A 26,447-nucleotide genomic window follows, 5' to 3' on the forward strand; every position below is an offset into this window, starting at 1 on the left:
GAGTTTTCAGGGCGCCTCTGAGCCGCCCGGGTCAAAGCGGCTCCCGGGGCTCGTCAGCGATGGAAGGTGAGTGCGATGCTGAAGTCGCCCTCCACTTCCAGATGATGCGGAACCTGTGGCGGTACCACCAGTTCCGCAGGGGCAGTCAGTTCCTCCCGCTCCTCGCTGCCGTCCTCCCAGACGAAGACGACGCGACCGGCCTGAAGCCTTAGAAGGCCCCAGACGCCCTCCGCCAGCCGATGCCTGCGCAACAGACCGGAGGGGAGATCGGAAGGCCCGAATGGACCGAGCGAACGATAGGGCGCTGTCCCGTCCGGCAGCGCCTTCGGTCGCCCGGAAACCACGCTCACAGCCCGGCCTGCGCGGCGACCAGCACGATCGCCAGCCCGAAGAAGGCCAGTGCGATGGGAACGGTCAGGACCTGCGCCCATACTGCCCCGGCACTCATCGGGCCGTAAATCGTCTGCAGGGGTTTCCCTGGCCCCACCTGCGTTGCATCCCTGCCGCCAAGACGGGCGAGAACAGCGCCGCATGTGAAATAGGTGAGGATGAACAGACCCGACACCGCCAGCACCAGCCGCGCCGGGCCGCTACCACCGCTGGCCAGCGCCAGCCCGGTGAAGAACACGCCGTAACACGCAAACATCGTCTTCCAGATCGCCATGGGCAGTTGGAAGCCTTCGGGCCGCGGCGGGCGATTATGCCCGAGGGGTGGAGGCATTTGCGTGGTTTGCTCGATTTTCTCAGGCATGAGGCAGGTCCTTTCCGGCTCGCGCCCCGGCCAGACCGGCGCGCTGCGTCTCAATTCCGGTAAGCAGGCTGTCCGCGATCATCCGCGCACGCGCGCCGACAAGGCCGGTGGCAGCCGGATCTCGCTCGTCTTCCCGCAGGGTGGCGTAAAACAGCTTGAGCCAATGCGAGAAATGCGTCGCATCGAGCCCCGGTATCGCCATGTGCTTCACCATGGGATTGCCCGAGAATTCGCCGCTATTATGCAGGATCGAGCGCCAGAAACGCTTCATCCGGCCGAGATGCTCGTCCCAATCGAGGATACGTTCGGCAAAGATCGGGCCGAGCAATTCGTCCTCGCGGATGCGGGCATAGAAGCGGTCAACGAAACTGGCGATGTAATCCGCGTCCACGCCGATTGCTTCCGCCCTTGCCCGTTTTTCCTCTCGCGCAGGACGGACAAAATCCTCGCCCGGCCGGGGTGTTGGGCTGTCTTGAACCGGGGCCTCGCTCATGGCCGACTCCATATTAGGTATTTTCAATTCCTATTTATCCCGCTTGCCCAAAAAAGCAATATCTGAAATACCTATTTCATGCAGCTGAGCCTCCATAGCGACTATGCCCTGCGCATCCTGATGGCCCTTGCCGCGTCCGGGCGGCGCCTGTCCGTGGACGATGTGGCACGCCAGTTCGATATTTCGCGCAATCACCTCGCCAAAGTGGCGCAGGAACTGCAGGCGCAGGGCTTCATCACCACGACGCGTGGCCGCAATGGCGGCATGGAACTGGCGCATGATCCGCAGGACATCGTGCTGGGCGATGTCGTGCGCCGGTTCGAACGACTGGACAGCTTCGTCAGCTGCCTCGGCAATGATGCGCCGGTCTGCGCGGTCAATGGCGTGTGCGGGCTGAAACCGGCCCTGTCAGGCGCGCTTGAGGCGTTCCTTGCCCATCTGGACAATTATCGGCTCGCGGACCTGACACCCAACCGCAAGGCCTTCATGGCGCGGCTGGAATTGGCGGAATAGCCCCAAACGAAAAAGGCCGGAGCAATCGCCCCGGCCCTTTCCTGTCGCAAGTCGCGCCGTCCTCAGTACACCCGCTTCTTCGGCTTGATGTATTCGACGTCGTCGGTCAGCGTATATTCGTGGACCGGGCGGTAATCGAGCTTCACCGATCCGCCCTTGCCGCCCCAGCCTTCGAACCAGCTGGCGGTGTGCTTCATCCAGGTCTTGTCGTCCCGCTCGGGGAAATCCTCATGCGCATGGGCGCCGCGGCTTTCCTTGCGGTTGAACGCGGAATGCATGGTCACCGTCGCCTGGGCGATGAGGTTGTCCAGTTCCAGCGTCTCGATCAGGTCGGAGTTCCAGATCAGCGAACGGTCGGACACGTGAATGTCCTCCATCCGCTTGTAGGTGTCGGCCAGCTTCACCTTGCCTTCGGCCATCAACTCGTCGGTGCGGAACACGGCGGCGTGCTGGCTCATCGTGCGCTGCATCTCGGTGCGGATTTCCGCCGTGGGCGAACCGCCCTTGGCATTGCGGAAGTGGTCCAGACGGCCCAGCGCCATGTCCGCGCTGTCCTTGGGCAGGCTGTCATGCGCAGTGCCGGGCTTGACCAGTTCCTTCAGGCGATGGCCGGTCGCGCGGCCGAACACCACGAGATCGATCAGCGAGTTGGAGCCAAGGCGGTTCGCGCCATGGACCGAGACGCAAGCTGCCTCGCCCACTGCGAAGAGGCCGGGAACCACGGTTTCCGGATTGCCGTCCGCCCCGATGGTCACCACTTCGCCGTGATAATTACAGGGAATGCCGCCCATGTTGTAATGGACGGTGGGCACTACGGGCAGCGGCTGGCGGGTCAAATCCACGCCAGCGAAGATCTTGCCGCTTTCGGTAATGCCGGGCAGGCGTTCCGCCAGCACTGCCGGATCGATATGATCGAGGTGCAGGTAGATATGGTCCTTATGTGGACCGACGCCGCGCCCTTCGCGGATTTCCAGCGCCATCGAGCGCGAGACCACGTCACGGCTGGCGAGATCCTTGGCCGAGGGAGCATAGCGTTCCATGAAACGCTCGCCTTCGGAATTGGTGAGATACCCACCCTCGCCGCGCGCGCCTTCGGTGATGAGCACGCCCGCACCGTAAATGCCGGTGGGGTGGAACTGCACGAATTCCATGTCCTGCAGGGGCAGGCCGGCGCGCAGTACCATGCCGCCACCGTCGCCGGTGCAGGTATGGGCCGAAGTGGCGGTGTAATAGCAGCGGCCATAGCCGCCCGTGGCCAGAACCACGGCATGGGCGCGGAAGCGGTGGATCGAACCGTCATCCATGCACATGGCGATCACGCCCCGGCACTGGCCGTTTTCCATGATCAGGTCGATCGCGAAATATTCGATGAAGAAGTCCGCGTCGTACTTCAGGCTCTGCTGATAGAGCGCGTGCAGCATGGCATGGCCGGTACGGTCCGCCGCGGCGCAGGTGCGCTGCACCGGCGGGCCGTCGCCCATGTTCTGCATGTGGCCGCCGAAGGGGCGCTGATAGATCGTGCCATTGGCGTTGCGGCTGAAGGGCACGCCTGCGTGCTCCAGCTCGTAAACCGCCTGCGGCGCCTCGCGCACCATATATTCGATGGCGTCCTGGTCACCCAGCCAGTCAGACCCCTTCACGGTGTCGTACATGTGCCAGGTCCAGTGATCGGGCGTGTTGTTGCCCAGCGAGGCGGCGATGCCACCCTGTGCCGCCACCGTGTGGCTGCGGGTGGGGAACACCTTGGTGATGCAGGCCGTGCGCAGGCCGGCTTCGGCGCTGCCCATGGTGGCACGCAGGCCCGAACCGCCCGCGCCGACGACCACTACGTCATAAGTATGGTCGATGATCTTGTAAGCTGCGTCGGCCATCAGGCGGCACCTCCCAGCGCGACCTTGAGGATGCAGAAAATTGCGAACACGCTGCCTGCAATGGCAATCAGGTTCAACGCGGCAAGCGCAGCGAACTTGTTCGCATCGTCATGCACATAGTCTTCGATCACGACCTGCAGGCCTAAGCGCGCGTGATAAAAGGTGCTGACGATCAGCAGGATCATCGCCGTGCCGACCACGGGGCTGGAAAGCCAGGTGGCGACTGTGCCGAGTTCAAGATCCGGCAGCAGCACGATGGACGTCACCAGCCATGCGCCGAGGAAGAGATTGCCGATCGCGGTATAGCGCTGGGCCAGCCAGTGATGCGCGCCCTCATGCGAGGAGCCGAGGCCCCGCACCCGCCCGATCGAAGTTCCGTTACCCATGATCAGCCTTCCTTAGAGAAGCACGATAGCTGCCCAGAAGGCAGCGGTAAGAATGACACCGAAGCCCAGCGAGAGCATCGAGCCCGCGCGGTTGCCCTCAAGCTCGTAACCCGCGCCAATATCCATCACGAAGTGGCGGATGCCGGAGCTGAGGTGATTGAAGAAGGCCCAGCTGATGCCCACCAGCACCACATAGCCCAACGGCGAAGTGGCGAGACCCGTGAAGGTTGCATAGGCAACAGGCCCGCTGGCCAGTGCGCCCAGCCACCACAGCAGCACGCCAAGGCCGACTATGGCGAACCCGTCGCCCGTCACGCGGTGGAGGATCGAGACCAGCATATGCGGGCCCCACTTGTAGACACCGAGATGCGGCGAGAGCGGACGTTCGGCCATGGTTCTTCCTGAAACGGTAGGTCTGCGACGCGGCGGACAGCGCCGTAAGCGGCGCATAGCCTGCGCATCCCCTTAGCGATTGTGCCCGCCGTGGCAAGCGCCACAGCCACAGAAAGCGCAATGGAATCGATTGCTCGACACCGCCCGGCTGGAGCGGCATTGTCCGCCCTTAAGGAGAAGGCATGAGCGCACCCGTCATCCTTGTCACCGGATCGAGCCGTGGGATCGGCGCGGCGATTGTCGAACTGCTGCAGGCACGCGGGGCCACGGTCATCTGCCATGCCAGCCGCGATTATATGGACGATACGATTCCCGCCGATCTGGCCGATCCGCTCGGGCCGCAGATCCTGTGGGAAGATGCCCTGGCCCGTGCAGGCGGGCGGATCGACGTGCTGATAAACAATGCGGGTATCTTCGATCCCGCACCCATCGGCCTGTCAGACATCGAATGGCTGGACCGGTGGGAGGACACGTTGCGGATCAATCTCACTGCCGCCGCACAGCTTTCCCGCTATGCCGTAAAGCACTGGCTGGAACGGGCGCAGGACGGCGAGACGGAAGGGCGACTCGTCCATATCGCAAGCCGCGCGGGGCATCGGGGCGACTCGCCCGATCACTGGCACTATGCCGCATCCAAAGGCGGGATGCTGGCCGTGCACAAGACCATCGCCCGCGCCTATGCCGCGCAGGGCATATTGAGTTTCGCGATTGCGCCGGGTTTTACCGACACAGCCATGGCCGGAGACTACCTCTCTACAAGAGGGGGGCCGGGCCTGCTGGCGGACATTCCTCTAGGCCGCGTGGCCGAGCCGGAGGAAATTGCGGCGATCGCCGCATTCTGTGCACTGGATGCCCCGCCAAGCATGACGGGCGCCGTAATCGACGCCAATGGGGCAAGTTACGTCCGCTGACTCGCCCCTATCCAACAGGTTGTTCCTTGCCATGAGAATCGCCATTTCTGCTGCCGCATTGGCGCTGACCGCCGCCTGCGCCCTCCCCGCCGATGCCCAGCCGCCCGTTGCGCCATTGCCCGATGCTCCGGTTTCCGCATTCCTGGCTCAGTGCGAGGGCAAGGACGAATGGAACGATCCGGCCCCGCCATTTCACATTTACGGCAGCACATATGGGGTCGGCACATGCGGCATGAACGCCTTGCTGGTCGCCGATCCGGAAGGGCTGATCCTGGTGGATGTCGGCACACAGGAAGCAGCGCAACTGGTGGCAGAGAACATCCGCCGGCTTGGCTTCCGGCTGGAGGACGTGAAGTGGATCGTGGCCAGCCACGAACATTGGGACCACGTCGGTGGGATCGCCGAAATGCAGCGCCTGACTGGCGCGAAAGTGGCAGCGCTGGCCAGTGCAAAGGATGCGTTCGAGCAGGGCAGACACAATCCCATCGACCCGCAGGGTGAAGCCAAATTCCCGAAAATTCGCGTGGATCGCGTGCTGGCGGATGGCGACAAGGTAAGCGTAGGGGCCAGCGTGCTGACCATCCATGCAACGCCCGCCCACTCTCCGGGATCGTCAAGCTGGACATGGCAGTCCTGCGAAGGATCGTCCTGCAAGACCATCGCCTATGCCGACAGCGCAACGACGATTTCCTCTGACGAATACCGCTTCAGCGATCATCCCGATTACGTCGCCAATGTCTGGCGTGGGCTGGATGCGATCCGCGCCCTGCCTTGTGACATCTTGATTACCCCCCATCCTTCTGCCAGCGCGATGCGCGAACGCCTTGCAGGCGGCACGATGGAAGATAGCGCGGCGTGCCGCACCTATGCCGATCAGGCAAAGGCGCGGTTCAGCGAGCGGTTGGAAAGCGAAAAGAACACATCCCCATGAACTGGAAGATCAGCGCCTTCGCCCCCAAGGATGCCGTGCAGGCAGCGCTTGTCGCGCACGAAGACGCGTGGGACTGGGACCCGGAAGTGGTCCTTTCCGGCTGCGAAATTGCGGAGGACAAACCGGAGGACTGGGTGCTGGAGGCCTGGTATCCGCGCAAGCCAGCTGCGGCCGACAAGGCTGCGGTCAGCTCGCTTTTCGCCGGAACCAAACCGAAATTGATCGTCGAACAATTGCCCGAAGCGGATTGGGTTGCCCTGAGCCAACTGGGTGTCGAGCCGATCCGTGCCGGACGTTTCAATGTCCGCACCCCGGATTTTCCGCCTTGCGACGAGCCCGGCGTGACCGATTTCGTCATCCCCGCCAGTCAGGCATTCGGCACCGGACAGCACGCCACCACAGCAGGCTGCCTCGCCATGCTCACGGCAATGAAGGCGCGCGGCGTGGACATACGCAATCTGGCGGACATCGGCACTGGTACCGGCCTGCTCGCATTTGCCGGGCTTGAATTGTGGCCGCGCGCGCTGGCCACCGCGAGCGACATCGACCCAGTCTGCGCCGGCGTGGTGGACGACAATGCGGAATTGAACGGCATTGCCATCGGAGCGGACCGGGGCGAACTGGCCATGGTTATCGCCGACGGCATGGCCCATCCCCTGCTTGCCGCGCGCGGACCTTACGATCTGCTGATTGCCAATATTCTTGCCGGCCCGCTGGTGGAGTTGGCGCCCGATTTCGCCCGAGCCGTGGTGCCCGGCGGGCACATGTTGCTGGCCGGGTTACTTACCACGCAGGAAGCGGCCGTGCGCCGTGCCTGCCGGCTGGCGGGATTCCGCCTCGCGGCCCGAATGGTTAACGGCGACTGGTCCATCCTGTGGCTGCGCAAGCGCGGGGGTGTTTCGGTAAGGGCGACAAGGCCGGGCAGAATGCCCGATTGGTCGCGCCGCTGGTAAGTGCCTGCCCTCAGTGCATGGTAAACCACGTTTAGACAATCTTAGGCGAAAGTCCGTAGTCTCTGCGGTCGAGGAAGAACCTGACTGACGGAGCCTATGGCCGAATCCCGCAAGATAGTTTTACCCGGCGGAACAATCGGAAACGACATGGCCCGGCTGATGCAGTGGCCACGTCAGTTCCTGGCGATCGAAACCTCTGTCAGCGCAGCCGGAGACGATCTGGAACGTTCTTTGCTGCTGGTTCTGCAGAGCGCCATCCGCATGGTGCCATCAGCCGATGGCGGCGAGATCGAACTGCGTGAAGGCCAGGAACTCGTGTGCCTTGCTGCCTGTGGGGACAGCACGAAGAAAGTTGGCGAACGCACTACAACCGCAGGCACAGTGCCGGGCTTCAGCAGCATGGCCGTGCAGCATCGCAACGGGCTGCGCAGCACGATCACCGCACCGATCCCCTTCCACGAGGATTATGTCGGCCAGCTGAAACTCCATTCACGCACCAAGGATGCGTTCTCCAATACCGATCTGCTGGCGCTTCAACTTCTCGCATGGCTGGTCGTCCACGGCATCGGCCGTCACGCCCATGCCCGCGAGGAACGCGCCCGGGCCGAGGCGGATCGCCGCTTTCAGGCGACTTTCGATCAGGCCGCGGTGGGCATCGCCCATGTCGCGCCCGACGGCTCATTCATCATGGCGAATGACGCATTCTGCCGTATTTCCGGCTGGCCCCGCGAAAAGCTCATGGTGGGTGGCTTTCAGGCTATCACCCATCCCGACGATCTCGATCAGGATATGGCCGAAGTGGAGTCGCTGCTTTCCGGCCGCACCTCCAGCTATCAGATGGAGAAGCGCTATCTGCGCAATGACGGCTCGATCGTATGGGTCAATCTCACCGTTTCGCTCGTCCGCAACAGCGACGGCACGCCGGATTTCTTTGTGTCCGTGGTTGAAGACATTTCTGCTCGGCGCGCAGCCGAACTGGATGCCGAACTCGATCCGCTGACCGGCCTGCTCAACCGGCGCGGCACTCTGCGGCGCTTGCGCGCTGCAATGGACAAAACCGGAAACTGGAACCACGGCGTTGCCGCCACTTTCCTCGATCTCGATGGGTTCAAGGGCGTGAACGACAGGTTTGGCCATGAAGAAGGTGACCGCTGCCTGGTGAAGGTCGCCGCGGCCCTGCGCAGGGCTTTGCGCAATGACGATGTGATCGCGCGCATGGGTGGCGATGAATTCGTGGCCCTGTTCCCTGCCAGTTCGGAAGATCAGGTGATGGACGTGCTGGGCCGCATCCAGCGTGAACTCGACACCGTATCGGAAGGGGAGCCATGGAAGGTCGGCGCCAGCCTTGGCGTTGCCATCGTCCCCCAAGGTTCCATGCCAGACCCGACGAGCGTCATCGCTGCGGCCGACCGGCTTATGTACCGCGCCAAGCAGGCCCATGCTCAGGCACCGGTTGTGGAAACCCTTTCGGTTGCTGCCTGAATAGCGTCAGCCGGCCCGCTCCTTCGGCTTTCCCGCAAGCACATAAGTCAACCCGGCCGCCACCAGCGCCGCCAATGCCATCGCCAGGAACGCATCGCTCCCGTCGCCGCCATTGGCCTCGCGGATGCGGCCCAGCATGTCCGGGCCGACGTAGCCGCCAAGCTGTGACAGGGCGTTGATCCAGGCGATCCCGCCCGCCGCGGCCGCTCCGGACAGAAAGGCCGTCGGCAAGGTCCAAAACACGGCCAGCCATGCCATGGCACCCGCCGCGATCATCGTCAGTGCCGTCACCGTCACCAGAGGCGCCCCTTGTGCAAAGGCGAGCAGCAGCAGCCCGGCCATGGAGACCAGCAGTGCCACAGTGGCATGCCAGCGCCGTTCTCCTGTCCGGTCCGAATTGCGGGCGCACAGCACCATGGCCACGGCGGCCAAACTCCACGGGATGGCCGTGACCACGCCCACCTTGAGGTAATCTGCCTTGTTGATGCCGATTTCCTGCACCAGCGTCGGCATCCAGAAATTGAGCGCATTATTAATGATCGCGCGCAGGAAATCCGCCAGCGCCAACGCCCAGATGCGCCAGTCGGTAAACACGTCCCGCAAGGCATGGCGCTGGCCGTGAACCGCTTTGCGCGCTTCGTCATGCGCCAGACGGGCTTCGATCAGGGCCCGCTCGTCATCGGCCAGCCAGCGTGCATCAGCGGGCCGGTCGGGCAGTCGCGCTAGGACTGCAAGGCCCACCAGTACGGAAGGAATCCCCTCCAGCAGGAACAGCCATTGCCAGCCGCGCATCCCGCCCGTTCCATCGAAGAATTGCAGGATCGCACCCGACAAGGGCGCACCCAGCGCGCTCGCCAGCGGAATGGCGACGAGGAACAGGGCGACCACATGGGCACGCCGCGCAGCCGGGAACCAGAAGGTGAGATACAGGATCACGCCGGGAAAGAACCCGGCTTCCGCCAGCCCGAGGATGAAGCGCAGCAGATAGAAACTGAATTCCGCCTGCGTCAGGCCGAGCATCGTGGGCACCGGCCCCCAATGCAGATCGCCCAGGAACATGAATCCGGCCGACAGAGCGCCCCATGTGATCATGATCCGCGCAATCCAGCGCCGCGCACCCACCCGTGCGAGGATCAGGTTGGAAGGCAGTTCGAAGAAGAAATAGCCGATGAAGAAGATGCCAGCTCCAAAGCCATAGACCGCATCGCTCAGCGCCAGATCACTTGCCATCTGCAGCTTGGCGAAACCGACATTAACCCGGTCCAGAATGGCCACGAAGTAGCCGAGGAACAGCAGGGGTACGAGCCGAAGGGCCAGCTTGCGATAGGTCGCCGCCTCGAAGGCGGGATCTCCGCCCTGCACTGTTCCGCTCATGTAAATCCCCCTCCCCCGTTTGCGGCTTATCCCGCCGCCTTCACAATCTCGGCCCAGGCCGCCTCGTCTATCGCCTCGATCCCCAATTCGGCGGCCTTCTTCAGCTTCGATCCCGCGCCGGGGCCATAGACCAGCAGGTCGGTCTTCGCGCTGACGGACCCTGCCGCGCGCGCGCCCAACCTTTCAGCCTGCGCCTTTGCCTCGTCGCGGCTCATGGTTTCCAGCTTGCCGGTGAACACCACTGTCTTGCCCGCGACTGCGGAATCCTTCGTCTCCACGACGTAGTCCGGGGGCGAAAGCTCACCCAGCAGGTCGTCCCACACTTCGCGATTATGCGGTTCGTGGAAGAACTCGCCCAAAGCCTCGACAACCACCGGGCCGACCCCGTCGATGGAGAGCAATTCCGCCTTCGCTTCCTCGTCCCCGGCATGGGCCTTTTCCGCCGCCTCCCGCAGAGCCGGAAGCGTCACGAAACGCTTCATCAGATCGCGCGCCGTCACTGCACCGACATGGCGGATACCCAGCCCGAACAGCAGGCGCGCGGCATCAGGCGAGCGGCGGTTTTCCACGGATGCCAACAGATTGTCCACAGACTTGTCCTGCCAGCCTTCCAGCTCCAGAATTTCACCACGGCGCTTCCTAAGGCGGAAAATGTCGGCCGGGCTTTCCAGCCAGCCCAGCGCGAAGAATTCGTCGATCGTCTTCTCGCCCAGTCCGTCAATATCCAGTGCCGCGCGGCTGACGAAGTGCTTCAGCCGCTCTGTCCGCTGGGCCGGGCAGATCAGGCCGCCCGTGCAGCGCACATCCACTTCGCCCTCTTCCGCCAAGGCCTCGCTGCCGCATTCGGGGCAATGATCGGGGAAATGGTAGGGCTCGCGCGGTTCGTCGCGAGTGAGGTTTTCCACAACCTGCGGTATCACATCGCCCGCGCGCTGGATCACCACCCGGTCGCCCGGCCGCACGCCCAGCCGCCCGATCTCGTCGCGATTGTGCAGCGTTACGTTGGAGACGACCACGCCGCCCACGGTCACGGGAGTGAGCCGTCCAACCGGGGTCAACTTGCCGGTCCGCCCCACCTGAATGTCGATGGCCTCAAGCGCCGTCTGCGCGCGCTCCGCCGGGAATTTGCGCGCAATGGCCCACCGCGGCGCCTTGGCGACGAAACCAAGCCGCTGCTGCAAATCCAGGCGATTGACCTTATAGACCACGCCATCGATGTCATAAGGCAGTTCCGCCCGCTCGGCCTCGATCCGGCGGTAATGCTGCAGCAATTCGGCCATATCGTCATGCCTGCCGAGCAGCGGGGACACCGGCAGGCCCCATGCGGCGATCTGCTGCATCACCTCCCACTGCGTGACGCCAGGCACTTCGCTCGCATCGCCCCAGCCCCATGCAAGGAAACGCAGCGGTCGCTTGCCGGTGACGCTGGCATCCTTCTGCCGCAGCGACCCGGCCGCAGCATTGCGCGGATTGGCGAAGATCTTGCCGCCAGTCTCTTCCTGCGCAGCATTGAGCGCGGCAAAGGCCTGTTTTTCCATATAGACTTCGCCGCGTATTTCGAACACGGCAGGCGCATCTCCGCGCAGCATTTCGGGGATGTCGGCAATGTGGCGAACGTTGGCCGTCACATCCTCGCCCACTTCGCCATCGCCGCGCGTGGCGGCACGCACCAGACGGCCTTCCTCATAACGCAGGGAGCAGGATAGACCGTCGATCTTGTCTTCCGCCGTCAGTTCCAGCGGTTCGTCAGCCGGATAATTCAGGAAGCGCCGCACGCGGGCGACGAATTCCTCCAGTTCATCGTCAGAGAAAGCATTGTCGAGGCTGAACAGCCGCACTTCGTGCCGCACTTTGGCGAGCGAGGACGATGCAACGGCTGCGCCGATCTGGCGCGAGGGGCTGTCCAGCCGGATCAGGTTCGGGAATGCAGCCTCAAGCTCGTTATTCCGGCGCACCAGTTCATCGAATTCCGCATCCGAGATCTCGGGCGAATCCTCCGCGTGATAGAGCCGGTTGTGATGCGCGATCTGCTTGGCCAGCCGCATCAGTTCATTGGCGGCTTCCGCTTCTGTCATTGTCTCGACGGACATTAAACCCCCTCCAGCAACCGATCCGCCTGCGCACGGGCCTCGCTGGTAATTTCCGCGCCCGAGAGCATCCGGGCGATTTCCTCCTGGCGGCCAGCACTGTCGAGCAGGACCACGCCGGTCCGCGTCACTGTGCCTTCGGAGGATTTGGCGATCTTGTAATGCATGCCCCCGCGCGCAGCGACCTGGGGGCTATGGGTGACTGCCAGCAATTGCCCGCCACCTTCGCCATTGGCCAATCGCGCAAGGCGTTCACCGATGGCGCTGGCGACGGCGCCGCCCACGCCCCTGTCGATCTCGTCGAAGATCACGGTCGCCGCCCCGCCCTGTTCGGCCAGTGCAACCTTGAGCGCGAGGATAAAGCGGGAAAGCTCCCCGCCCGAAGCGATCTTGGCCAGTGGGGCGAAATCGGCGCCAGGATTGGTGGAAATGAGGAATTCCACATTATCCATGCCTGACGGTCCCCAACGATCTTCCGGCAATTGCGTGACTGCCGTGCGGAACTTCGCGGCATCCAGCTTGAGCGGCGCAAGTTCCTTCGCCACGGCCTCGTCCAGCTTTGCGGCAGCGCCGCTGCGCGCCTGATGCAATGCAGTGGCACGTTGGCGATAGGTTTCACCTGCTGCGCGCGCCGCAGATTCCAGCCCGGCAATCGCCTCGTCTCCGGCCTCAATGGCGTCGAGCGCGGCGCGGAAAGCACGCATGCGCTCCGGCAGATCGTCCACTTCGCAGCGATGCTTGCGAGCAAGGCCCCGCAGATCGAACAGCCGGGTTTCGATCCGGTCCAGCTCGGCCGGGTCGAACACCAGCGCATCGGCTGCCGATTCCAGCTTCGCCTCAGCCTCCCCCGCCTCGATTACTGCACGATCGAGCGCTGCCAGCGCTTCGGCCAGCAGAGGATGTTCGGGCGCGATCCGGTCCAGCCGACGCGCGGCAGAGCGTAGCGAGGCGAGCGCGCTGTCCGAACCGTCCCATACATGGCGCAAGTCTTCCAGATCGCCGGCCAGCTTCTCGCCCTTCTGCATAGTGGCCCGTGCCTCGGCGAGGCGTTCTTCCTCGCCCACTTCCGGCTGAAGGGCGGCGAGTTCCTCCAGATGGGCCAGCAGCAGATCCTGCTCGGCCCTTGCCTGCTCGATGGCATCCTTCGCCTCGGCCAGTTTCTCTTCGGCAGCACGCCAGTGGTTCCACGCATCGGCAACACCTGCTGCATCGGCCCGGGCAAAACGGTCCAGCAAGGCGCGATGGCCGCGCGGATTGACCAGCCCCCGATCGTCATGCTGGCCGTGGATTTCCACCAGAGCCGGCGCAATCTCGCGCAGCAGGGCGACGCCCACCGGCTGATCGTTGATATGGGCCTTGGACCCGCCATCGGCCTTGAGGCTGCGGCGCAGGATCAGCGGTTCGCCCGGCTCCACTTCGACTTCCGCATCGGACAGGGCCGCAGCAATCACGGGCGGAAGCTGCCCGAACTCGAAAGTGGCGACAACGCTTGCGCTGTCTTCCCCCGCGCGGACGAGCGAAGATTCGGCCCGGTTGCCCAGCACCAGCCCCAGCGCATCCAGCAGGATCGACTTGCCCGCCCCTGTCTCGCCCGTCAGCACGCCAAGGCCGGGGCCGAAGGCAAGCTCCAGCCCTTCGATGAGGACGATGTTTCGAATGTTGAGCGCGGTGAGCATGGTTCGCCTTACGATCTAGCGAAAGCAAATCCCCGCGTCACCGCTTTCAGACAAGGTTACGAACAGCCCGGCAGGGCCGGCGGATCAGCCGCCGGTCACACCCTGCGTCGTCCAGGGGGCGTGATCTTCCATCAACGAAAAGGCGCGTTCATACCATTTGGAGCCGGGATAATTGCTGCCGAGCACGGCGGCATAGCGCTTCGCCTCTTCCGGAACGCCCAGCGCAAGGCTGGTTTCCGTGAGGCGATAAAGCGCTTCGGGTGCGTGGCTGGTGGTCTGATACTGCTTCACCACGTTCTGGAAATGCAGCTGGGCGGCCAGCCACTTGCCAGACTTTTCATAGAAGCGGCCGATCTCCATTTCCTTGCCAGCGAGGTGATCGTTGACCAGATCGAGCTTCAGGCGGGCATCGGCGGCATATTCTGTGCGCGGGAAGCGGCGATTCACTTCCTCCAGCGCGGTCTGCGCCTGACGGGTGATCGCCTGATCGCGCTGAACGTCGCTGATCTGCTCGTAATAGCACAGGGCGATCAGGTAATAGGCGTAAGGTGCGTCCTTATTGCCGGGATGGATCGACAGGAAGCGCTGAGCCGACTGAATCGACTGATTGTAGTTCCGGCCGACATAATAGCTGAACGAGCTCATCAACTGGGCGCGGCGGGCCCAGGGCGAATAGGGATGCTGACGCTCCACCTCGTCGAACAGGGCGGCCGCCACTTTCACATCGCCCCGGTCGAGCCGGGCGCGGGCGGCGCTATACAGCGTTTCCACGTCTCGGGCGACATAGGCCGTATCCTTCTGCCCGCCGCCCCTGGCGCAGCCGCCGGTAAGCGCAATGGCAACAGCGGCACCGGCAAGGATGAACGGCCGGGCGGACAGGCGAACAGGGCGTCGGTTCAACAGCATGGCCTTGCCTATAGCCAGCGCCCGGCTGAACGCCAAGTGAAGTATGGACAGCATTGGCGCGCCGGATGCTATTCCCAGAATGCCACGCTGCGGCACTCGATGCTCTCGCGGATATTCGCATCTGCAAAGCTGGAATCCCGGAATGCCGTGTGCGGACAGCGCCAGGTCACCGAATGATCGCTGTCAAAGAACTTGAAGAACAGCACATCGTCCGCCTGCATGTTGGAGAAATACCACCAGCGCATGTCCGGATTGTGGGAGAAGATGCTGGCAGCCATCATCTGCTCCTCACCGGGAATCGGCTTCACGGTCTCTTCCTCGCTGGGGAAATCATCGACGATGAACAGCGTGTTGGATTTCTCCTCCCCGCCGAAGCTGGTGCGCCCGTCACACACGGCAAGCGGCACGTCCTGCGGCGGGGGCGAGAACGTGCGCCAGTAGGAACTGATGAGGAAGCGCTTGAACCCCGGCCCGTCCGGGCATTTCTGGGCGTAGGTCATTTCCGCCATGCGGCGCGCGGTCGCCTCGTTCAGATCCACATGCGCTTCGCCTGCAGGCGGCTGAATGCCGCCAGTATGGGCATAGCCTTCCACCTTTTCCTGCGCGCGCTGGCTCAAATCGGCCGAGGTGCGGATCATCCAGCCACGAGCGAAGACCTTGCTCGCGCCGGTCAACTGCCGGATGTGTTCTTCCACCTCGCGCTCATAAACTGCATCGACCTGCGCCTTATCGTGGAAATCCCGCACAGCACTGGGGTTTTTGCCGAGCATGAAGCCGTGCGTTTCCAGCGTGAAGTGATCGCGCATCGGCATGCCGTCGCGCACGGTCACCTCATGGTCGGAATAGGTGCCGGTGTTCATCTCCTTGCCCTGGCTGACGTAGCGGCGGGTGACGAACTTGCCCGGATCGACGAAGCGGATCATTGCGCGGGTCTGACGGGCACCTTCTTCAATCGCATCTGCGCCTGTCTGCGCGCCCACGGGGGCATCGGCCACGGTTGCCATTTCTCGTCTCTCTCCTGTGCGGGTCCGGCGGGCGGCCCGTATGCTTATTCATTTGCATAACTCGCCGATCTGTCCAATCTGCGCAAGGGAATAGGCGGCAAACCGAATGCCGCCGGAGAGGGACATGCAGGGCGATACTCGAACCAGGCTGCTGGAAGCGGCAGAACGCGTGCTGATCGAAGAAGGCGTGATGGCGCTCACCATGCGCCGGGTCGGCGATGTGTCGGGCCTCAATCCCACGTTGATCACATATCATTTCGGCACGGTGGCCATGCTGCTGGCCAATTTGCGCGATCACAACATGGGCCCGATGCTGGAAGACTGGGCCTGCCTTGAAGATCCAATCCCGGCTGGGGCCGATCCGCTCGACACGCTGCTGGAACGGTGGCTGCGCCCGCTGATCGCACCCGCCTGTTTTACCCCATCGGGCCGTGCACTGGTGGTGCTGGACGAAATTGCTGCCCATGGTGAAGGCGAAACGGCCGCAAGACTGGTCGATACGATGACCGAAGTGGCGGACCGTTTCGCCAGCCTGCTCGGCCCGCATCTGCCGGGGCTGGAGCGGCACGAACTGCGCTGGCGGCTGCGCTTCATCGCCGGTGCCGCGCTTGGCCCGCCGCCCCGCGCCCGGCTTGGCCCGGACGAGCGCGATCCGGCAATGAGCGAAGAGGCGCTGGCCGCGCTTACCCGCTTCTGCCGCGCTGCACTGACCGGCGCCGATCACATTGCCACTGCCCAATAAGAGCGGGGCCGATCAAGCAAACACCTAAATCCTGGGGAGGATAAAGATGAGCGCCTTGCCGCCGACCAATGACGATACCGCGATATGGGACACCTGGCTGGCGCAGTTCCGCCTCCCCATCGTCAACACCGCGATCGAAGTCGGCACGTTCAGGGCGCTGTCTGACGGGCCGCTGAGCACGGATGAACTTGCCGCAAGGCTGGAAGTCGATGCCCGCGCCCTCGCCATGCATCTCGCAGCCTTGTGTTCAATGGGCTTCGTCGAGAAACGCCTGGGCAAATGGCGCGCATCGCACACCGCGCGCACATGGCTCCACCCGGAGGCGAAGGGTTTCTGGGGCGCCTTCCTTGGCCAGATCGACCGGAACGAACATTTGCGCGGGCGGCTGCTGGAATCCCTGCGCACCGGCAAACGGCCTGAACAGGGCACGGACAAGCGCCCCGCCGGCTGGGAACAGGGTACGATGCCGCAGGAAGTGGCCGCCAATATCGCTGCCTTCATGCAGGCCCACAGTCAGGCCCCCGCCCTTGGCGCGGCGCGGATGCCGGTGTTCGGCGAGCTTGCCTGCCTAATGGATGTCGGCTGCGGTTCGGGTGTCTACGGGATTGAGATCGCAAGGGCGAACCCGGCCCTCAAAGTCGTGTTGATGGACCTGAAGGAAGTGGCGTTCGAAGCCGCTAAATATGTCGATGCCTCAGGATTGGACGGACGGGTTTCCACCTCGGGCGTCAACATGTTCGAACAGGAATGGCCGCGCGGGGCGGACGGACATTTCTTCTCCAACGTCTTCCATGACTGGACCGAGGAAACCAACCTCGCCATCGCACGCAAGAGCTTCGAGGCACTGCCTTCCGGCGGAAGGATCTTCCTCAACGAAATCCTGATGGATGACGATTACACCGGCCCCTATCAGGCGGCGGCCTTCAGCCTGCTCATGCTGATCGGCACGCTGGGGAAGCAATATTCCCTCGCCGAATTCCGCGCCATTCTGGAAGAAGCCGGCTTTATCGACGTGGAGGCGCAGCGCACCGGCGGCGGATATTATTCGCTGGTGAGCGCGCGCAAGCCCTGACAGGGCGAGAGTACGTACAAGCCGAAGTCCGGCGCTTAACCTTTGCCCGCAAGCCCTGCCTAACCCTGTTCCCGCACTCTCGCGCCGGGAACAGGGAGTACCACCATGCACCGTCTGCTTGCCGACGACACGGGAGCGACCGCGATCGAATACGGGCTTATCGCCGCATTGATCTCGCTCGCCTTCGTCATCGCCTTCACCAATCTGGGCCTGAGCCTGTCTGGTATATTCAATTCGATCACCGATACATTGGCCGGAGCGCTGGCTTAGAAAAGCCTCCAGATCGGAGGGACTTTCATTAACCATTCTTGATTATCGTAAAGGGAATTCGTGCCCCCTTGCGAGTTTCTGGTCTTGTTTCCGTTCGATATTTTTCTGTGCATCCGTGACGATCACGATCTGAAGCTGGTTGTCCTTGCAGCCGCAGTTTGCCTGCTCACTTCCCTCACTGCCGTATTGCTGATCCGGCAAGCCGATCAGGAAGACGCAAAGGCAGCGCACCGCTTCATTCTCGCCGGCGGGTTCGCCACCGGTTTCGGCATCTGGGCTACTCATTTCATCGCCATGCTGGGATACGATCCAGGCGTGATCTCGGGCTTTCAAATCCGCCTGACTGCCGCATCGCTGGTCATGGTGCTGATCTCCATGATCTCGGCATTCCTGATCGCGTCGAAATGGCGCCGCCCGCCCGGCCTGGCTGCGGCTGCATTCATTGCCGGCATCGGCGTTGCCGCCATGCATTATGTGGGCATGATGTCGCTGGAAATGCCCGCGCTGATCCAGTGGAGCGCCCCCTATATCCTGCTTTCGCTGATGCTGGGCACCGTGCCGCTTTTTCCCGCCTTCAGTCTTGCATTTCGGCGGCGAACCCGGGCCAGCGGCCTTGGGGCCGCGCTTATCATGTCCGCGTCGGTCGTGGGCCTGCACTTCAGCGGCATGGCGGCGATAAAGCTGATCCCGTGGTCTGTCGGAACGGACGACGCATTGTTCTCCCCTCACATAATGTCTGTCATGGTCAGCGGCGTGACCTTGGGCCTTCTGACTTTGGCCATGATCGCCTGGCTCGTCTCGCGCCGTACCAAAGCGGCAATCGAAGCGAGCGAGCGACGGTTCAGCATTCTGGCCAAGGGGATTTCGGACTGCGCGCTCTACATGCTCGACCGGGATGGCCGCATCGCCAATTGGAACGCTGGCGCTCAGCGGCTGAAAGGCTATGCCGAACGCGAAGTGCTCGGCACTCATTTCGCCCGTTTCTACACGCCGGCAGCCCTATCGGATCACAGACCTCAAAAGGCGCTCGGCATTGCGCTCGAGCGCGGGAAATTCAGCGGCGAAGGCTGGCGCGTGCGCAAGGACGGTTCGCGCTTCTGGGCACATGTGACCATCGAACGCATCGATACCGAAACCGGGGCCCATGTCGGCTTTGCGAAGATCACCCGCGACATGACCCGGTTCAAGGAAGATCAGGACAGGATCGAACAGACCCGCCACCAGTTGGATACCGCCCTGGAGCATATGCATCAGGGCCTGTGCCTGTTCGATGCGGAAGAGCGCATTGTGCTGCGCAATCGCCGCTTCGTGGAATTGTGGAACCTGCCCGAGGACGCCTGCCCGCCGGGAACGCCGCTGATGGAAGTGGCCAGGGTCACTCTGGCCGCGAGGCTGGGCGGCGATGTCCCGGAGGAACGCCTGCTCAACATCCGCAAGCAATTGCAGCTCGCGCTTTCCGATCCCGATGCCCCGCCCGCCATTTCCGAATTCGGCGACGAATTCGTGGTCGCCATCGCCAGCCGCTCGCTGCCCGGCGGCGGCTGGGTCTCCACCTTCGAGGACATCACCGAAAGGCGACGATCGGAAGCCAAGATCGCCCATATGGCCCTGCATGACGGGCTAACCGGCCTGCCGAACCGAACCAGCTTCAACCGCTGGCTGGACGTGGAGATCGAACATGCCGGCGGCCGCGCACAGCAAGTGGCGGTGGTGGCAATCGACCTCGATCGGTTCAAGGAAATCAACGACGCGCAGGGCCACGCCGCGGGCGATGAGGTTCTGCAGAAGATCGCCGCCAGCCTTGCAGAGATGGCCGGGGATGGCGAAGCAGTGGCCCGGCTCGGCGGCGATGAATTCGCCGCGGCAAAGCTGCTGGAACATCCCGGCGATCTGGCTGATTTCGTGGCACGGGTAAATGCCTGCTTTGCAGCGCCTGCCGCCGCCCAGGACGGGTTCGCCCTGGGGGCCAGCCTGGGCATTGCTGTCTATCCGGGCGATGCCACCACCCGCGAAGTCCTGCTGAACAATGCGGACCTTGCCATGTACCGCGCCAAGAGCACGCTGGGCGAACACATTTGCTATTACGAGCCGGGTATGGACGAGAAGGCGCGCGAACGCCGCCAGCTCGCCAACGATTTGCGGCAAGCCATTCCCCGCAATGAATTTCGCGTGCTCTATCAGCCCCAGCATTCGCTCAAGACCAAGGAAGTCAGCGGCTATGAAGCGCTGCTGCGCTGGGACCATCCGCGGCGCGGCACTGTCTCGCCGCTCGACTTCATCCCTATCGCCGAAGAGAACGGCGAGATCATGCGACTGGGCGAATGGGTGTTGCGCTCGGCCTGTGCCGAGGCAGCAAGCTGGCCGCATCCATGGAAAGTCGCCGTGAACCTTTCGCCCGTGCAGTTGCACCAGCACGATCTGCCCGAAATGGTCACCCGCATCCTCGTCGAAACCGGCCTTTCGCCGCGCAGGCTGGAGCTGGAGATCACCGAAACGGCGATCATCGCCGACAAGACCAAGGCCCTGCACAGCCTGCGCCGGATCAAGGCATTGGGCGTGAGCGTGGCCATGGACGATTTCGGAACGGGCTATTCCTCGCTGGACACGCTGCATTCCTTCCCGTTCGACAAGATCAAGATCGACAAGTCCTTCCTTCTGCAGTCGCAAAGCAGTGGGCAGGCGCGCGCGATCATCCGCGCGGTCCTTGCCCTTGGGCGCAGTCTCGACATCCCGGTCCTGGCCGAAGGAGTGGAGACGGAGGAACACCTTGCCCTGCTGATCGGAGAAGGCTGCGCGGAAGGACAGGGCTTCCTGTTCGGCGCCCCGGAATTGCCCCCGCCAGCGGCTGCCGGCACGGCGATCAAACCGGATAACAAGCGTTCTAACGGCAGCTGAAGGCCTGCCGTTTCTGTGCATACGTGTGTCACGTTTTGCAGCAAGTGACTGACAGGAAAAATGAAATCCGCTGTTAGTTACAAAATGGGTCTTTCGCCCGGACGATATTCGGACTAGCAAGATTGTGCGACCCGAAGGGCTGCGGCAGCAATGGCGCAGACCTCAACTTCTAAAGGCGGCCTTCTGCAAGGGGGCCGCCTTTTTTTGGCTATGCGCCTCTTCCAGCCATGGATTCAGTGCGCCGTCTGGCCCCCGTCGATCACGAAGGTCGCCCCATTCACGAAGCTGGCCGCATCCGAACACAGATGCAGCACCGTACCCGCGATTTCTTCCGGCTGGGCACAGCGCCCCGAAACATTGTGCTGGAAGAAGGCCGAAGTGAATTCAGGGCTGTCCGCCCAGTGCTGCGTCATTGGCGTGACGACGAAGCCCGGCGCAATCGCGTTCACCCGGATATTGTGGCGGGCATATTCCACGGCGGCCCCCTTTGTCAGTCCGATCACCGCATGCTTCATTGCGCAATAGGCCGCCATGTTCGGGTCTGCGATCAGACCGCCCACCGAAGCGGTGTTCACGATGGCCCCGCCACCGACATTCAGGAAATGACGGACCTGCGCCTGCACGCAGTACCACACGCCCTTGAAATCGACGTCGATGGCGGCGTTCAGTTCCTCATCCGGTACTTCATGGATCGGGCGCTGTGGCGGCAGGATACCGGCATTGTTGAATGCTGCGTCCATACTTCCGAAGCGCTTGAGGCACGCTGCCACCAGAGCTCGAACCTGAATCCCGTCCGCAACGTCGGTGCGAACGAAGTCGGCCTCCCCGCCAGCTTGCCGGATGATGGCCACCGTTTCCTCCGCCCGCTCGTCTACATCGCCGATCATCACGCGGGCGCCTTCCGCGGCAAAGGCGGTTGCGCTGGCGCGGCCGATCCCGGTCGCTCCGCCAGTGACGAGCACGGTCTTTCCTTCGAAACGGGTCATGCAACCTCCTGAAATCCTCGATGGAGAGACGGCCGGAACGCACACCGGGAAAAGGGGGGTAGGTCTGCGCTCCGGCCGCCGGGCACGCCCCGGGCGTGGGGGTGCCTGTTCGTTACATCATGCAATGCCCTGCTTGCCGGGGGCGATGATGTGATTGGGATCGAGCGCTTGCTTCAGCAGCGCATTCACCTGCCGATTGGCCTCGCCATACTGCCCGGCGATCAGGTCCATCGTCGAAACGGCGGAGCGATAGGCGCACCAGCCCTTCTCTCCGAAACGCTCGATCATTTCCTTCATGCAGGCATCGGCCCGCAAGGCTTCCTCGTCGCTGCCCTTGTCGTACATCAGAAAGATGATGTGGTGCAGTTCACGCCCGCCAATGGCGTAGGCGGGCGCATAGTCGAACCCATATTTGTTCATGATCTCGGTCGCCAGCGCAGTCTGGCCCAGCGTCTCACCGCCCTTGGCCGGAGCGACAGGTGCGAACGCAATCGCCCCGCCCAGCCCGCGCCACCGCACCAGGCCGATTTCCTCCAGCGTCATGCCGCCACGCATCAGCGTCTTGTGATGTTCGAACCACGGATTGCCGTTCATCTCCGCATCGGTCAGCACTTCCCCGCCCGAAGCCTCAAACGCGGCGCGCACGATCTTCTCGGTCGCAGCGATGATCTCGTCCGTGCCGTAAAGCGCGAAATAGGTGTTCCACATACCAAGGCCGTTGCGCTTCGCCTCTGCCTGTAGAACATCAAGCGGGATCGGGCCGTCACCAGCGAAAATATCGGTGCGGCGCTTGAACATCGCGAGCTGGTAGAGCGCCCCCATCATCAACACCCCGTTGGGGATGAGGTTGTTCATGCGGAACGGCCGGATCGTATCGGTCGCCTTCGCCACATCGCCCACATCGGGATAGCGCACTACAAAGGGCTTGTAGACCGGCGGCCGCGGCATCAGCCACATGCCCAGCTTGGTTACCACCCCGAAGTTGGACTGCGTGAAAATCCCGTCCAGATAGGGACCATAACCCCATTTGAATGCCTGCCAGGTGTTGGAATCCTTCACCGATCCCATGCCCGTCTTCAGGATCGTGCCATCCGCCAGCACCACTTCCATGCCGCATTGCATGAAGAAGTGATCGCCATAGGGCGTATAGCCGACCCCGCGTTCCAGCGTGTTGCCGACCATCGAAACGATCGGGCCGACCGTCGGCACGTCGATCCAGAACGGCAGATCGTGCGCTTCGATATAGTCGTGGATGTCCTGATAGGTGACGCCCGGCTCCACCAGAATGGTGCCCAGTTCCGCATCGAAATCGAGGATACGGTTCATCCGCTTGAGATCGAGGATCATCTGCCCGGTGCTGGCAGGCGTGGCACAGCCATAGCCCATGTTCTTGCCGGTCGAGACAGGCCACATCGGCAGGCGATATTTGTTCGCCACGCGCAGGATGGCCTGCACCTGCTCCACACTCGCCGGGGCCACTGCGCCCGAAGGAATATGCTGGCCGTGCACATCGGGGATGAAGCTCTTGCGATAGGAAATCGTGCTCTCCTCATCCGCAAACACCCATTCGTCGCCCACAATGGCGCGCAATTCCTTTACGGCTGCGGCAAAGGCGCCCTTGTCCATGTCGAGCGGCAGCATGCGCGGCCCGTCGAGCGGAGAGGCGACCGCGCTGGAGGCAGCCACCAGTACGGAACCGGCAGCGCCTGCGCGCAGCACGTCACGGCGGGAAATCGCGCTCATTGCCCATGCTCCTTCGGGTCTGCCTTGGATGTGCTGATCCAGCGGGCCAGCGCCGCCAGTTCAACATGCGTGATCTCGGTGGGCTTGAAGGCGGGCATGGCGCCATTGCCGCTGCGCACCATCGCCTCGATCGCCTCAGGAGGAAGCGCCCGGCCACGAATGATCGGGCCGATATTGTGCCCATGGCAATAGCCGCAAGTGGTGCGATAAATCCGCTCCGGCTCGCGCGGGGCAGGCGCGTTCGCACCGCCATCCCCGACCGTCGCGGAATAGGCGGGCATCGCCAGAGCGACGATCCCCGCAAGGCCCGCTGCGGCCATCACGGCACGCAGAGGCACTGCCCGGTTCCTACCGAGTGAAAACATGCATCCTCTCCCGTCAGCGGGCGTCGTTGCGCGCCACCGTACCGGCAGAGAGCTATTTCAAATTTTACATTCCGTCAACTTCGTATCAATCCAGCGAGCAACGCGGCGATCCGAGCGTTGGAAGCGGGCGGTTGGCGATCTCTTTCGCCGTGTCGAACGGCACGCCCATGGCCAGCAATATATGGCCCGCCACCAGTTCGGGCTGGTCCTGTTCCCCCTCCCCGCGCAGCATGGTCGAGATGGCCGACAAGGTCGTGCCCAGCACCAGATCGCGCCCCAGCACACTGCTGCGCAGGTGCAGCAAGCCGGCCTGCATCGCCTCGGCCACGGTCAGTTCCGCCTGCCGGTGAGTCTCCGCCCCGAAGACGATGCCGTTGGCGCTGATATTCACCATCGACCACGCCCAGCGCCGGTCCAACCGTGCGCGGTGGAGATACAGGCGAATTGCCGTGCTCGCCCGCTCACGCGGATCTGACAGCGAACGGGTGATGGTGTTCACCCCCTCCAGGAAATCGTGAGTCACTTCATAGCTTACTGCCTCGCGCAGTTCCGCCATGCCGCCGAAGTGATTGTAGAAGGTGGCGCGCGTCACCCCGGCCTTGGCCGCTATGTCTTCGATCCGGGTAAACAGGCCTTCCTCGCTGCCGAACAGATCGAACGCCGCCGCCACGATATTCGCCCGCGTCCGCGCCCGCCGCTGCCGCCCGACTTCCAGCCTTCGTTCCTGCGCCACATCTTCCATGGCGCCTGCCTAGCCGCAAACACGCAGGCCGCCAACCTGCCCTGCGGCGGAAGAGGAATTACTCCTCGCCCATCCGCAGCGCGGCAATGAAGGCTTCCTGCGGGATCGACACATTGCCGTATTCCCGCATCTTGGCTTTGCCCTTCTTCTGCTTTTCCAGCAGCTTCTTCTTACGGGTGATGTCGCCACCATAGCATTTGGCGGTCACGTCCTTGCGCATGGCGCTGATCGTTTCGCGGGCGATCACCTTGCCGCCGATGGCTGCCTGAATCGGGATCTTGAACAGGTGCCGCGGGATCAGATCCTTCAGGCGTTCGCACATGTGGCGGCCGCGTTCTTCCGCCACGGAGCGGTGGACGATCATGCTGAGCGCATCCACCGGATCGCCGTTCACCATGATGCCCATCTTCACCAGATCGCCCTCGCGCATGCCGATCTGCTCGTAATCGAAGCTGGCGTAGCCGCGGCTGATGGACTTCAGACGGTCGTAGAAGTCGAACACCACTTCGTTGAGCGGCAGTTCGTAGCTCACCTGCGCGCGGCCGCCCACATAGGTCAGGTCGGTCTGGATGCCGCGGCGATCCTGGCAGAGCTTGAGGATCGAGCCGAGATATTCATCCGGCGTGTAGATCGTGGCCTTGATCCAAGGCTCCTCGATCGTCTCGATCCGGCTGGGATCGGGATAGTCGGCCGGGTTGTGCAGGAAGATCTCCTGCGCATCCTCAGTCTTGGAAGCGCGCAGCTGTATGCGATAGACCACGGAAGGCGCGGTAGTGATCAGGTCCAGATCATATTCGCGCGTCAGGCGTTCCTGGATGATTTCCAGATGCAGCAGGCCGAGGAAGCCGCAGCGGAAGCCGAAGCCGAGCGCGGCGGAGCTTTCCATTTCGAAACTGAAGCTGGCATCGTTGAGGCGCAGCTTGCCGATGCTTTCGCGCAGCTTCTCGAAATCGGCCGCGTCCACCGGGAAAAGGCCGCAGAACACCACCGGCTGCACTTCCTTGTAGCCCGGCAGAGCCTCGGTCGCGCCAGCCTTCACGGTGGTGATGGTGTCGCCGACCTTGGCCTGTTCGACTTCCTTGATCTGCGCGGTAATGAAGCCGATTTCACCCGGCCCGAGTTCCGGCAGTTCGATGCGCTTGGGCGTGAAACAGCCCACGCGGTCGATCAGATGCTGGGTGCCGCCCTGCATGAACTTGACCTGCAGGCCCTTCTTGATGACCCCGTCGATCACACGCACGAGGATGACGACGCCCAGATAGGGATCGTACCAGCTATCCACCAGCATCGCCTTGAGCGCTGCCTCGCGGTCGCCCTTGGGGGCGGGGATCTTCTGGACCACGGCTTCGAGCACTTCGGCAATGCCGATGCCGCTCTTGGCGCTCGCCAGCACGGCCTCCGAAGCGTCAATGCCGATGATGTCCTCGATCTCGGCGCGGACCTTCTCCGGTTCGGCGGCGGGCAGATCGATCTTGTTGATGACCGGAACGATCTCGTGATCGTGCTCGATCGACTGATAGACGTTGGCGAGCGTCTGCGCTTCCACGCCCTGCGCCGCGTCCACCACCAGCAGCGCGCCTTCACAGGCGGCAAGGCTGCGGCTCACCTCATAGGCGAAGTCGACATGGCCGGGCGTGTCCATGAGATTCAGCTCATAGGTCACGCCATCCTTGGCCGTATAGCTCAGGCGCACGGTCTGGGCCTTGATGGTGATCCCGCGTTCGCGTTCAATGTCCATATTATCAAGGACTTGCTCGCTCATCTCACGCTCGGTCAGCCCGCCGGTGAATTGAATCAGCCGGTCGGCCAGGGTGCTTTTCCCATGGTCGATATGCGCGATAATCGAAAAATTGCGGATCTGCGAAAGCTCGGTCATTCCGCGCCCTTAGCCGGACTGAAAC

General features: G+C 63.0%; 25 protein-coding genes. 9 read left to right on the forward strand and 16 right to left on the reverse strand.

Annotated features, from left to right (window positions below):
* Positions 1 to 53: 53 nt before the first annotated feature.
* The 3 genes from SZ64_RS18735 to SZ64_RS06550 all read right to left on the reverse strand — a co-directional run bounded on the left by SZ64_RS18735 (position 54) and on the right by SZ64_RS06550 (position 1,244).
* Positions 54 to 350 (reverse strand): DUF1971 domain-containing protein, encoded by a 297-nt coding sequence (locus SZ64_RS18735; RefSeq protein WP_162225079.1) that lies wholly within the window; start codon positions 348 to 350, stop codon positions 54 to 56.
* Positions 347 to 664, reverse strand: coding sequence for a hypothetical protein (locus SZ64_RS18740; RefSeq protein WP_162225080.1), 318 nt, complete (start codon positions 662 to 664; stop codon positions 347 to 349). Before SZ64_RS18740 ends, SZ64_RS18735 begins: the two co-directional genes overlap by 4 nt.
* A gap of 79 nt (positions 665 to 743) precedes the next feature.
* Positions 744 to 1,244, reverse strand: a complete 501-nt coding sequence (locus tag SZ64_RS06550) for a group III truncated hemoglobin (RefSeq protein ID WP_156313558.1) — start codon at positions 1,242 to 1,244, stop codon at positions 744 to 746.
* A gap of 78 nt (positions 1,245 to 1,322) precedes the next feature.
* Between SZ64_RS06550 and SZ64_RS06555 the strand changes: the two genes are divergently transcribed.
* Complete coding sequence (locus SZ64_RS06555) at positions 1,323 to 1,757, forward strand: Rrf2 family transcriptional regulator (protein ID WP_054530077.1); 435 nt, start codon at positions 1,323 to 1,325, stop codon at positions 1,755 to 1,757.
* A 62-nt stretch (positions 1,758 to 1,819) separates the two neighbouring features.
* Here SZ64_RS06555 and sdhA read toward each other — a convergent pair whose 3' ends face one another.
* The 3 genes from sdhA to sdhC are packed head-to-tail and all read right to left on the reverse strand — an operon-like array spanning position 1,820 to position 4,407.
* Entirely contained in the window at positions 1,820 to 3,628 is a 1,809-nt protein-coding gene (gene sdhA, locus SZ64_RS06560) for a succinate dehydrogenase flavoprotein subunit (RefSeq protein ID WP_054530078.1), read from the reverse strand.
* A complete protein-coding gene (gene sdhD, locus SZ64_RS06565) occupies positions 3,628 to 4,014 on the reverse strand; it encodes a succinate dehydrogenase, hydrophobic membrane anchor protein (protein WP_054530079.1) in 387 nt (128 codons plus the stop codon). The genes sdhA and sdhD overlap by 1 nt, the downstream gene beginning before the upstream one ends.
* Positions 4,015 to 4,026: 12 nt before the next feature.
* Positions 4,027 to 4,407 carry a succinate dehydrogenase, cytochrome b556 subunit gene (gene sdhC / locus SZ64_RS06570; protein ID WP_054530080.1) on the reverse strand — a complete coding sequence of 127 codons (381 nt, stop codon included), beginning with the start codon at positions 4,405 to 4,407 and terminating at the stop codon, positions 4,027 to 4,029.
* A gap of 182 nt (positions 4,408 to 4,589) precedes the next feature.
* Here sdhC and SZ64_RS06575 point away from each other — a divergent pair, with 182 nt between their 5' ends.
* The 4 genes from SZ64_RS06575 (at position 4,590) to SZ64_RS06590 (ending at position 8,684) form a co-directional block, all read left to right on the forward strand.
* Entirely contained in the window at positions 4,590 to 5,318 is a 729-nt protein-coding gene (locus SZ64_RS06575; RefSeq protein ID WP_054530081.1) for an SDR family oxidoreductase, read from the forward strand.
* Between the two features lie 31 nt (positions 5,319 to 5,349).
* A complete protein-coding gene (bla, locus tag SZ64_RS06580; RefSeq protein ID WP_241772994.1) occupies positions 5,350 to 6,249 on the forward strand; it encodes a subclass B3 metallo-beta-lactamase in 900 nt (299 codons plus the stop codon).
* Positions 6,246 to 7,202 (forward strand): 50S ribosomal protein L11 methyltransferase, encoded by a 957-nt coding sequence (locus SZ64_RS06585; RefSeq protein ID WP_054530083.1) that lies wholly within the window; start codon positions 6,246 to 6,248, stop codon positions 7,200 to 7,202. The genes bla and SZ64_RS06585 overlap by 4 nt, the downstream gene beginning before the upstream one ends.
* A gap of 147 nt (positions 7,203 to 7,349) precedes the next feature.
* Positions 7,350 to 8,684: a GGDEF domain-containing protein gene (locus SZ64_RS06590; protein WP_054530084.1), complete on the forward strand. Its 1,335-nt coding sequence runs from the start codon at positions 7,350 to 7,352 to the stop codon at positions 8,682 to 8,684.
* A 6-nt stretch (positions 8,685 to 8,690) separates the two neighbouring features.
* On the opposite strand, the gene SZ64_RS06595 is transcribed toward SZ64_RS06590, so the two are convergent.
* From SZ64_RS06595 to SZ64_RS06615, 5 genes are all read right to left on the reverse strand, one after another.
* The gene (locus SZ64_RS06595) at positions 8,691 to 10,058 is read right to left on the reverse strand and encodes an MFS transporter (RefSeq protein ID WP_054530085.1); all 1,368 of its coding nucleotides are present in this window, start codon (positions 10,056 to 10,058) and stop codon (positions 8,691 to 8,693) included.
* A gap of 26 nt (positions 10,059 to 10,084) precedes the next feature.
* Complete coding sequence (gene ligA, locus SZ64_RS06600) at positions 10,085 to 12,148, reverse strand: NAD-dependent DNA ligase LigA (protein WP_054530086.1); 2,064 nt, start codon at positions 12,146 to 12,148, stop codon at positions 10,085 to 10,087.
* On the reverse strand, positions 12,148 to 13,821 hold the full coding sequence (gene recN, locus SZ64_RS06605; RefSeq protein ID WP_054530087.1) for a DNA repair protein RecN: 1,674 nt from the start codon (positions 13,819 to 13,821) through the stop codon (positions 12,148 to 12,150). Before recN ends, ligA begins: the two co-directional genes overlap by 1 nt.
* 84 nt (positions 13,822 to 13,905) lie before the next feature.
* A complete protein-coding gene (locus SZ64_RS06610; protein ID WP_054532130.1) occupies positions 13,906 to 14,727 on the reverse strand; it encodes an outer membrane protein assembly factor BamD in 822 nt (273 codons plus the stop codon).
* A gap of 68 nt (positions 14,728 to 14,795) precedes the next feature.
* Positions 14,796 to 15,731, reverse strand: a complete 936-nt coding sequence (locus SZ64_RS06615; protein WP_054530088.1) for a CmcJ/NvfI family oxidoreductase — start codon at positions 15,729 to 15,731, stop codon at positions 14,796 to 14,798.
* Positions 15,732 to 15,855: 124 nt separating this feature from the next.
* On the opposite strand from SZ64_RS06615, the gene SZ64_RS06620 reads away from it, so the two are divergent.
* The 4 genes from SZ64_RS06620 (at position 15,856) to SZ64_RS06630 (ending at position 20,710) form a co-directional block, all read left to right on the forward strand.
* Positions 15,856 to 16,473 (forward strand): TetR family transcriptional regulator, encoded by a 618-nt coding sequence (locus SZ64_RS06620; RefSeq protein ID WP_054530089.1) that lies wholly within the window; start codon positions 15,856 to 15,858, stop codon positions 16,471 to 16,473.
* 46 nt (positions 16,474 to 16,519) lie between these two features.
* Positions 16,520 to 17,545, forward strand: a complete 1,026-nt coding sequence (locus SZ64_RS06625) for a methyltransferase (protein WP_054530090.1) — start codon at positions 16,520 to 16,522, stop codon at positions 17,543 to 17,545.
* A gap of 105 nt (positions 17,546 to 17,650) precedes the next feature.
* A complete protein-coding gene (locus tag SZ64_RS18210; RefSeq protein ID WP_082384460.1) occupies positions 17,651 to 17,815 on the forward strand; it encodes a Flp family type IVb pilin in 165 nt (54 codons plus the stop codon).
* Positions 17,816 to 17,899: 84 nt separating this feature from the next.
* Positions 17,900 to 20,710, forward strand: a complete 2,811-nt coding sequence (locus tag SZ64_RS06630; protein WP_054530091.1) for an EAL domain-containing protein — start codon at positions 17,900 to 17,902, stop codon at positions 20,708 to 20,710.
* A 233-nt stretch (positions 20,711 to 20,943) separates the two neighbouring features.
* On the opposite strand, the gene SZ64_RS06635 is transcribed toward SZ64_RS06630, so the two are convergent.
* The 5 genes from SZ64_RS06635 to lepA all read right to left on the reverse strand — a co-directional run bounded on the left by SZ64_RS06635 (position 20,944) and on the right by lepA (position 26,422).
* Positions 20,944 to 21,696 (reverse strand): glucose 1-dehydrogenase, encoded by a 753-nt coding sequence (locus SZ64_RS06635; protein WP_054530092.1) that lies wholly within the window; start codon positions 21,694 to 21,696, stop codon positions 20,944 to 20,946.
* Positions 21,697 to 21,813: 117 nt separating this feature from the next.
* Positions 21,814 to 23,439: an FAD-binding oxidoreductase gene (locus tag SZ64_RS06640; RefSeq protein WP_054530093.1), complete on the reverse strand. Its 1,626-nt coding sequence runs from the start codon at positions 23,437 to 23,439 to the stop codon at positions 21,814 to 21,816.
* A complete protein-coding gene (locus tag SZ64_RS06645; protein ID WP_054530094.1) occupies positions 23,436 to 23,777 on the reverse strand; it encodes a cytochrome c in 342 nt (113 codons plus the stop codon). Before SZ64_RS06645 ends, SZ64_RS06640 begins: the two co-directional genes overlap by 4 nt.
* Positions 23,778 to 23,889: 112 nt before the next feature.
* On the reverse strand, positions 23,890 to 24,546 hold the full coding sequence (locus SZ64_RS06650; RefSeq protein WP_054530095.1) for a TetR/AcrR family transcriptional regulator: 657 nt from the start codon (positions 24,544 to 24,546) through the stop codon (positions 23,890 to 23,892).
* A gap of 58 nt (positions 24,547 to 24,604) precedes the next feature.
* Positions 24,605 to 26,422, reverse strand: coding sequence for a translation elongation factor 4 (gene lepA, locus SZ64_RS06655; protein WP_054530096.1), 1,818 nt, complete (start codon positions 26,420 to 26,422; stop codon positions 24,605 to 24,607).
* Positions 26,423 to 26,447 lie beyond the last annotated feature (25 nt).

Source organism: Erythrobacter sp. SG61-1L, from assembly GCF_001305965.1.
Lineage (GTDB): Bacteria > Pseudomonadota > Alphaproteobacteria > Sphingomonadales > Sphingomonadaceae > Andeanibacterium.